6 protein-coding genes and 3 tRNA genes are annotated in these 7,523 nt (G+C 58.7%); 4 read left to right on the top strand and 5 right to left on the bottom strand.

Annotation, left to right across the window (positions count from 1 at the left end; genetic code table 11):
- Positions 1-284: 284 nt before the first annotated feature.
- Both AC5LBQ_RS06420 and trpS read right to left on the bottom strand, forming a co-directional pair.
- A complete protein-coding gene (locus AC5LBQ_RS06420) occupies positions 285-614 on the bottom strand; it encodes an isocitrate dehydrogenase (RefSeq protein WP_295028510.1) in 330 nt (109 codons plus the stop codon).
- On the bottom strand, positions 614-1,723 hold the full coding sequence (gene trpS / locus AC5LBQ_RS06425) for a tryptophan--tRNA ligase (protein WP_493264973.1): 1,110 nt from the start codon (positions 1,721-1,723) through the stop codon (positions 614-616). Before trpS ends, AC5LBQ_RS06420 begins: the two co-directional genes overlap by 1 nt.
- A gap of 224 nt (positions 1,724-1,947) precedes the next feature.
- Between trpS and AC5LBQ_RS06430 the strand changes: the two genes are divergently transcribed.
- On the top strand, positions 1,948-3,576 hold the full coding sequence (locus AC5LBQ_RS06430) for a cell wall-binding repeat-containing protein (RefSeq protein ID WP_493264969.1): 1,629 nt from the start codon (positions 1,948-1,950) through the stop codon (positions 3,574-3,576).
- Between the two features lie 343 nt (positions 3,577-3,919).
- Here the strand turns inward: AC5LBQ_RS06430 and rpmG are convergent, their stop codons facing one another.
- The 3 genes from rpmG to AC5LBQ_RS06445 all read right to left on the bottom strand — a co-directional run bounded on the left by rpmG (position 3,920) and on the right by AC5LBQ_RS06445 (position 4,327).
- Positions 3,920-4,090: a 50S ribosomal protein L33 gene (gene rpmG, locus AC5LBQ_RS06435; protein WP_004007299.1), complete on the bottom strand. Its 171-nt coding sequence runs from the start codon at positions 4,088-4,090 to the stop codon at positions 3,920-3,922.
- Positions 4,091-4,143: 53 nt separating this feature from the next.
- Positions 4,144-4,217: transfer RNA gene (locus AC5LBQ_RS06440), tRNA-Met, on the bottom strand.
- A 37-nt stretch (positions 4,218-4,254) separates the two neighbouring features.
- Positions 4,255-4,327 (bottom strand) — tRNA-Thr (locus tag AC5LBQ_RS06445).
- 292 nt (positions 4,328-4,619) lie between these two features.
- On the opposite strand from AC5LBQ_RS06445, the gene AC5LBQ_RS06450 reads away from it, so the two are divergent.
- The 3 genes from AC5LBQ_RS06450 (at position 4,620) to AC5LBQ_RS06460 (ending at position 6,120) form a co-directional block, all read left to right on the top strand.
- Positions 4,620-5,375, top strand: coding sequence for a vitamin K epoxide reductase family protein (locus tag AC5LBQ_RS06450; protein WP_493264970.1), 756 nt, complete (start codon positions 4,620-4,622; stop codon positions 5,373-5,375).
- Positions 5,376-5,390: 15 nt separating this feature from the next.
- Positions 5,391-6,014 (top strand): hypothetical protein, encoded by a 624-nt coding sequence (locus tag AC5LBQ_RS06455; protein WP_493264971.1) that lies wholly within the window; start codon positions 5,391-5,393, stop codon positions 6,012-6,014.
- A gap of 25 nt (positions 6,015-6,039) precedes the next feature.
- Positions 6,040-6,120, top strand: a tRNA-Leu gene (locus tag AC5LBQ_RS06460).
- Positions 6,121-7,523: the final 1,403 nt, after the last annotated feature.

A 7,523-nucleotide genomic window follows, 5' to 3' on the forward strand; every position in this document is an offset into this window, starting at 1 on the left:
CTGCGGTGTGGTGGGGGCGCGCGAACCTGTGCGGCGGGCGAGTTAACGCAAACGTACGTCCTCAAGGTCAGCGCACAAGTGAGGCCGGGGCGCTGGCGACGTGAACGGCGAGCCACCGGACGTGCTGGTGACCCACCCTTGTGAACAAGCCTACGAACGCGCTCGTGATCCGCGCTAGTTGACGTACTGCAAAACCGGCGTGACCTGCGGCGTGGTGGCGACAAACCCGCCGAGCCGCCGGACGCGCTGGTGACCCGCCCTTGTGAACACGCCTACGAATGCGCCTATTCGTCTAACAGATAGTCGCGGCGCCCCAGGCTTTTGGGATTGGCCTTCGCGGGCGAGGACGGGTAGGGCTTGTTTTCCCCTGCCGCCCCGGGACGCCCTTTGAACTCCCCGGCGCGGAAAGAATCTTCCCCGACCTCATAAGCCCATTCCAGCAGCATATCCGTCGTCTCATCCACCAGCTCATCGCGGGTTTCCGGGCTCACTGACGCGCCTTGATTATCCAGGTTGATAATCCACAGGGCGCGTTCCACCATCCGGTCCGCCACGGCCTGAGCGTGGTCGCGGCGCCGAATCAAATCCTCTGGCTTCTTGTCGTCCTGTTCCATCACACCCCGTAGTTCATTCCCATAGCGGCCTTCATTTCGCGCAGCACATCGCTGGCTTCATCGCGGACTTTTTCGTTACCGTGAGCCAACACGCTCCACAAGTAGCCTTCGTCTTGCATCAGTTCGGCGCGCCGCTGGCGCAGCGGGCGCAAGTGTTCGTTCAGCGCCTGAGTCACCAGGGATTTCAGCGCCCCACCGCCGCCCGCTCCGATTTCCGCGGCGATATCCTCGGGCGCCTGCCCGGTACACAGCGAGGCAATGAGCAGCAGGTTCGACACTTCGGGACGGCGCACGGGATCGAAAGTAATCTGGCGATCCGAATCGGTCACGGCCTTTTTCAGGATTTTCGCGGTGTCGTCCTCGCTGGCGCGCAGCTCCACCGTATTGTGCCGCGACTTGCTCATCTTTTGGCCATCAGTGCCGAGAATCATCGCGCCTTGTCCCAGCAGGCCCTGCGCCATCGGCAGCACGCCGCGCCCGGTCTTTTTGCCGGTCTTGGGGTCGCGCTGCGGATAACGTTTGTTGAACCGCTTGGCCACCACGCGGGTTTGCTCCAGGTGCGGCAGCTGGTCTTGACCGACGGGCACCAGGTTCGCCTTGGCGCACAGGATGTCCGCGGCCTGATGCACCGGATAAGTCAGCAGCAGCCCGGACATGGGACGCGCGGCAGCTTCCAGCTCCGCCTTCACGGTTGGATTGCGGTGCAGCTCCGCTTCGGTCACCAGGGACAGGAAAATGACCAGCATTTCGTGAATGGCCGGAATCTGAGAATGGCAGAAAATCGTGGATTTTTCGGGGTCAATCCCCGCCGCTAGGTAATCTGCCACCAGGTTTAATACGTATTCGCGCACGTTGCCGAGGTTGTCCCGGTCGGTGATGACCTGATAGTCCGCGATGAGCACGGTCGTGTCAATGCCGAGGTTTTGCAGGTCCACCCGGGTTTTCAAGGTGCCGAAATAGTGGCCGATGTGCAAGAATCCGGTGGGCCGGTCCCCGGTTAAAATGCGGTACTTTCCTACGTTTCCCGCCGCGATGTCGGCCTCAATCGCTTTCGAGGTTTCCTGAGCAGCTTTCAAAGTGGCGCGGATTTCCGTCTCACTGGCCGCCAGGTTTTCGTCTTTCGTCGTTTCTTCACTCACCGTTTAAGTCTAACCCACTGAACTCGAAAGGCATTTTCATAATCCGGGCATGATACGGTTAATGACGCCTGTAAGAAACCAAGATTCTGAAACGTCTAAAGGGTGTGGGAGGTTTACCATCCCCTGCGAGATATCGAAGTTATCAATAGGATGAGTACGGAATTCATCCAACCAACAAGTTAGGAAATACAAACATGAAGAAGTCTGTTTTGACTCTGAGCGCGGCCGCGGCTGCTTTTGCCATGACCGTGCCGATGAGCGCGGTGGCAGCGACGGAAGCTGACCGTTACGCCGGTTCGGATCGCTACAACACCGCCATTTCGGTGGCCAGCGCTTTTGGCACCTCTGACGTGGTTTACCTCTCCCGCGGCGACTCCCAAGCTGACGCGGTCGCCGGCGGCAAACTGCCCGGCGGTCCCCTGTTGCTGGTCAACGATTCGCCCACCGTGCAAAAGAACGTGGCCGAAGCTATCACCAAGTTGAAGGCCACCAAAGTCGTGGTGCTGGGCGGCACCGGCGCGGTCAGCGATGCGGCGGTAAAGGCAGTCGCTGGCAATGCCCTGGTCACTCGTCTAGCGGGCGCAAATCGTTTCGAGACGGCAGCGGAGATTTCCAAAAACCTGTTCCCCTCGGGCAAGACCAGCGCCAAGGTGTACCTGGCTAACGGCATGACCTTGGTTGATGCCCTGGTCGGCGGCACCATGACCGATGGCGCCCCGATTCTGTTGACCGATGGCTCCGGTACTCTGCCCGCCGCGACCCTAAGAGAAATCAAGCGGTTGAAGCCCTCCGAGGTCGTTGCTCTGGGTGGCGAAGGTGCTGTTCTGCCCGCAGAATTGAGCGCGGCAGCAACTGCTAACGGTGCTGGTGGCGGTGCAGGAATGACCGCGGAACAAGCAAAAGCAAAGGTTCAAGCCGATTTGGATAAAGCGGTTCGCGAAGCCCAAATGAAACTTGACGGATGGTACACCTACGCTGGCAAGACTGTGGAGGACCTACTCAAGGACGCGAAGTGCACCCCGATCCAATCCAGCGACAGCGAAAAAATGAAAGCTGAAAAGAAAGCCGCGTTGGAATCGACCTTCCCCCGCCTCTTGCCCGGTGAGGTTAGCGCAACATGCGATATGTTGAAAGTCGACGGCACCACCCTGTCCGGCAACAAAGCCGCTGCTGACAAAGCTGCCCAAAATACCGACAAGGGTAACTTCGGATTCTTAGTGTCCACCCGGGTGGCTCTGAAAGACACCGCCACGAAAGAGAGCCTCGAAAAGGGTCTGCAGGATGCCAAGGATGCGTTTAAAGCCATCCCGACGCAGTCTAATAAGTCGGAATTGAGCAAAGTTCAGGCTGCCTATGACATGGCTCCCACCAAGAGCGAGCTGGATTCTGCTTTGCTGAAAGCTGATTATGAAGTGAAAAACGCTCAGTTAGCTGCCAAGCAAGGCCCGAGCGATGCTGAGGTTCAGGCATACTTGGGTGGAGCGGGCGCCAAGGCTTCCCGTATCGCTGGCGCGGATCGCTACCTGACCGCCCTGGAGATTGCCAAGACTCAATACCCGAACGGCGCTAAGGCTAAGGCTCTCTATGCTGCTAACGGCACAGCCTCCGCGGATGCCACCGTGGCCGGTTTCATCGACAACAAGACCGAGTTGGCTGGCCCGGTTCTGCTGGTTCAGGCCGGTTCTGCTCCCGCGGCAGTGACCGATTATGCCAAGGCGGCTCGCGCTGCGAATGCTGCTCTGGCAGGCAAGTTCAAGGGACTGGGCGGCTTCGGCGTAGTCTCTGATTCCCTGGTTGACCAATTCAAGGACTTGCTGAAGTAAGTTCTCTGGATTTTTTTGGGGGGGCGGCTGCGGCCGCCCCCCTTTTTATCCCCGCCTCGAACCTCGATGGCTCCCAAAACCTGGATTGAATCAGCACCAAGCGACTCACCTCCGCGCCTCCCCGCCCCCAGACGCGCCCGCGGGCAGATCGAGCACACCCCCGGACCTCGGCACATCCCAAAGCGATCAAAATTCGCGATTAAATCGGGGTAGCTGGCCTATATAACCACCAACCCCGATTTAATCCCCAAATAGCAACACCCCACACCCCGCACCCCGCTCGTGAGACACTAAAAACCGGCGTCACCGTAACGGCGACGCCGGGAAACTTGTGAAAAACCGCTTAGCGGGTTTCCTTATGCGACGTGGACTTCCGGCAGCGCGGGCAGTATTTATTCAGCTCCAAGCGATCCGGGGTGTTGCGCCGGTTCTTCTTCGTGATGTAGTTGCGCTCCTTGCATTCAGAGCACGCCAACGTAATCTTCGGGCGAATGTCTTTCGATTTTGCAGCCACTGTTTTACTTCTTTCTAATCGCTTATCCCCTGCGGTTACCCGTTTCGGGTTCGTAGCGGGGGAGGGATTCGAACCCTCGACCTCACGATTATGAGTCGTGCGCTCTCACCAACTGAGCTACCCCGCCTCGCTGCTCAGCGGCGCGGACCGTCAAGCGTGAAGCGAGCCCCGGCAGAGAATCGAACTCTGGACCTTCTCCTTACCATGGAGACGCTCTGCCGACTGAGCTACCGGGGCAACGAAAGTTTAGTTTACAGGATTCTGGCGCCCGTGACAAACTGAACTCGGCAAGCGTCTCGGCCCGGATTTTGGTGGGGTTGTCGGCTAAACCCGTTACGAGTTAGTTGGGCACGGGCGCACAAGTGAGTTGCGGGAGTTTCGGCGTTTTTGTGGCGGTTCCAGGGGCGCGGTTAGGGCCGCGGCGATTTTTCTGAGCTGCCGCGCGGGGCCGTCGTGGTTGTTGCCCCATTTCAGCGCCATTGGGGAACACTAGGTCCGGTGAGCGGACATAAAAGTTAGAATAATCCTCATGAAGCAAGAACCCGATGAGGGGACGGCCCCGGATTCCTCGCGCTCGCCGAGCCCAGCAGAACAGCTAGAACCGGCAAGCGCGGCGACCCCGGCAGCAGCGACCGCCCCGACCTCCCTTGTGACCTCGGCAGACCCAGAAACCCCGGCCGATTTGGAAGCCCCGGAAGCCCGCGACACCCGGCCCGGCATCCCCACCCTCGTGTTGCTAATCGCGCTGGCGGTCGTCGCGATGGCGGCGAGCGCGGAGCTGGTGCTGTCCGAAATTCAGACACTGAAACAGCCCACGGCGCATCTCGGATGCGATTTGAACCCGCTGATTGGCTGTTCGGCTTCGCTGACGACCTGGCAGGCTCACCTGCTGTTTGGCATCCCGAACGCGCTGGTCGGAGTCGGTTTGTTCGCCGGTTTGGCCGGCGTGTTCCTGGCTTGGTGCGGCGGGCGGGTGTCGCGCTGGCTGGTACTGCTGATTGAGGCGGGTCTGACCGCAGGGATGGTGCTGATTGTGTTTTTCCTGCACCAGTCCATTTTCGAGTTCACGAAGCTGTGCCCGTTCTGTTTTATCGTCTGGACGTGCACGATTGTCCTGTGGGTGCAGCTCGGGGCAACGCTAATGCGGCTCGGATGGCTGTTTCCCGACACCGGATTTGCCCGCATTTGGGCGGCGCAGCGCTGGCTTATTACCGCGATTATCTTGCTTTTGATAGTCTTGGTGGTAGCAGTGACGCTATCAGACAAACTTGTTTACTTATTCTGACCGAAAGGCGAAGCGGTGCGGAGAGAACTGACCGACGAAGAGGAACAATTTTTAGAGACCATCCGCACGATGCTCTTGGCGCGGCCGCGCGCATCCGCCGATGCCAGCAGGGAAAATATGCATCGGCTGGCGCGTTTTGCCCAGGCTTTCCTGGCGGCACCGACGTCGCTAAACACGCTGGTGGGACCCGTTTGTCGGACCGGTAACGTTTGCGACTGGCTGGGGGTGTCTCGCCAAGCGATTATGAAAGCGGTGCGGGACGGGCGCTTGTTGGGGTTTCGGACTTTGGACCGGAAGTGGGTTTACCCGACCTGGCAGTTTTCCTCGCCCCAGGCTTACGCGAACTGCGTGCGGATGTTGCCGCCGATTTTGGATATTTTGGAGTCGCGAGGCTTGAATGATTTTGACCGGGCCAAGTGGTGTTTCGCGCCGAACGCGCTGTTGGCGAAGGCTGCGGCCGGTTCGGATCAGCCCGGTCCGCAAGCCGATTGGCCCTCGCCCGAGGGCTGGATTCGCAACGACAAACCGCTGGAGGATTTGGTTGTTGCCGCCAAGAAGGCGACCCCGGCTTCCCCGGATTCTCCCCAGGCTTTGCCGACCCCGCGCCTAGCTGATATCGCGCTCACGGATTTAGCTTGAAATCCGCTACACTATAGGGGCGCCCGGGCGAGTGGCGGAATTGGTAGACGCGCAGGATTTAGGTTCCTGTGTCTTTGACGTGGGGGTTCGAGTCCCCTCTCGCCCACTTTTGTTTACGCAGGGGCGCCCAAGTGGCGCCCCTGCGTAAACATACAGTCAGCAGAGCGACTCGAACCCCGTGAGGGCTAGGGCGTTAAGAAAACGCGCCAGCGTTTTCAGCCCTAGCGCGAGCATCTACGATGCGAGCGAGACGCGGTTTTGCGCAGCAAAAACGCGGAGTCCCCTCTCGCCCACTACTGTTTGTTACTTGCCGCTTTTGTTACACCCGGTATGCCCGCGAGGTCTGGCGGCGTGCGGGCTGGTGTTGTTGCTATTTGGTGATTAAATCGGGGTTGCTGGTCTATATGGTCACGTACCCCCGTTTAATCACCGATTTCGATCACAAACTGTTAGGCAGTATGGCGGTGAATGTGCCTGGGCCTACTCAACGCTGAGATTTGGCTGGGGCCTGTACGGATTCTGGCCGGGTTCGGTGGGTTTGGCGGAGACATGGATTCCGGCGGGGTTTGGTGGCGTGCGGGGCTCTTAGTCGCAGAAATACTTGGAATGCTACGCTTTGGGTGCCACTTCGGGGACTTTGGCAATACAAGAGAGCTTGCGCTACCAAAGTCTGCGTCGCGGTGGGGTCCCGTTCTACTCTCTGAGCAAGTATGCGGCTTAGAGAACCTACGAACACCCGCAGCGAGTGAGCCCGGACGCGCGGTCTGGTGGCGTTCGGGGGATGCCTCTCAGTCGCAGAAATGGGGTCCCGTTCTGTTTTTCTAAGCGGGCAAGCCGCTAAGAAAAACGACGAACACCCATATGCTCCTTCGAGGTCCCCCTCCACCACCGCCCTCGCGTATACGAACATGTATCTAAATGCCAGCAAAATCCGAGGATGTTGGGCTGGGAGAATCGGGGGATACTCGCTGGGTTGTGCCTAAAGGTGGAAAATAGCCGGGTAGCTGCCATTATTGGCAGCTACCCGGCTATTTTCCCCTTATAATCCACGCACAACCCGAAACCCGGTAACAAACAGACCCTGAATTCCCCAAAAACCGAGAATAAAACCTATTTAAACGTCTCGGTGTGCCATATATGGCACACCGAGACGAATTAATAGGATTAACGCCCGGGTTCGCCGGGATTGTCTCAGGGTTTGAGATTTCGGCGCCGTCAAACCTGGCGATAAACCCCTGTACCTGGCCAAATTTGCACGAATGACCGATTTCACTGTGCGCAATGCTGTCTCTACGTAGCTGGAATCGCGTTTACCCGCAGGTTTATGAAACCGGGAGTCGATGATGGCCCAAATTCATGCTTGAAATCGGTCGTTAGTGCAACTATTCCTGAGGCCAAGGGAGGTTTTAAACTCGACCGGCACTGAAATTAAGGTTCAAACACCTGGATTCGGACGGGCTGGCGTAGGGAGGAGCGTTGGGGGCGACTCAGCGAGAGGCTGGGGGGTGA

The organism is Mobiluncus sp. (assembly GCF_985070215.1).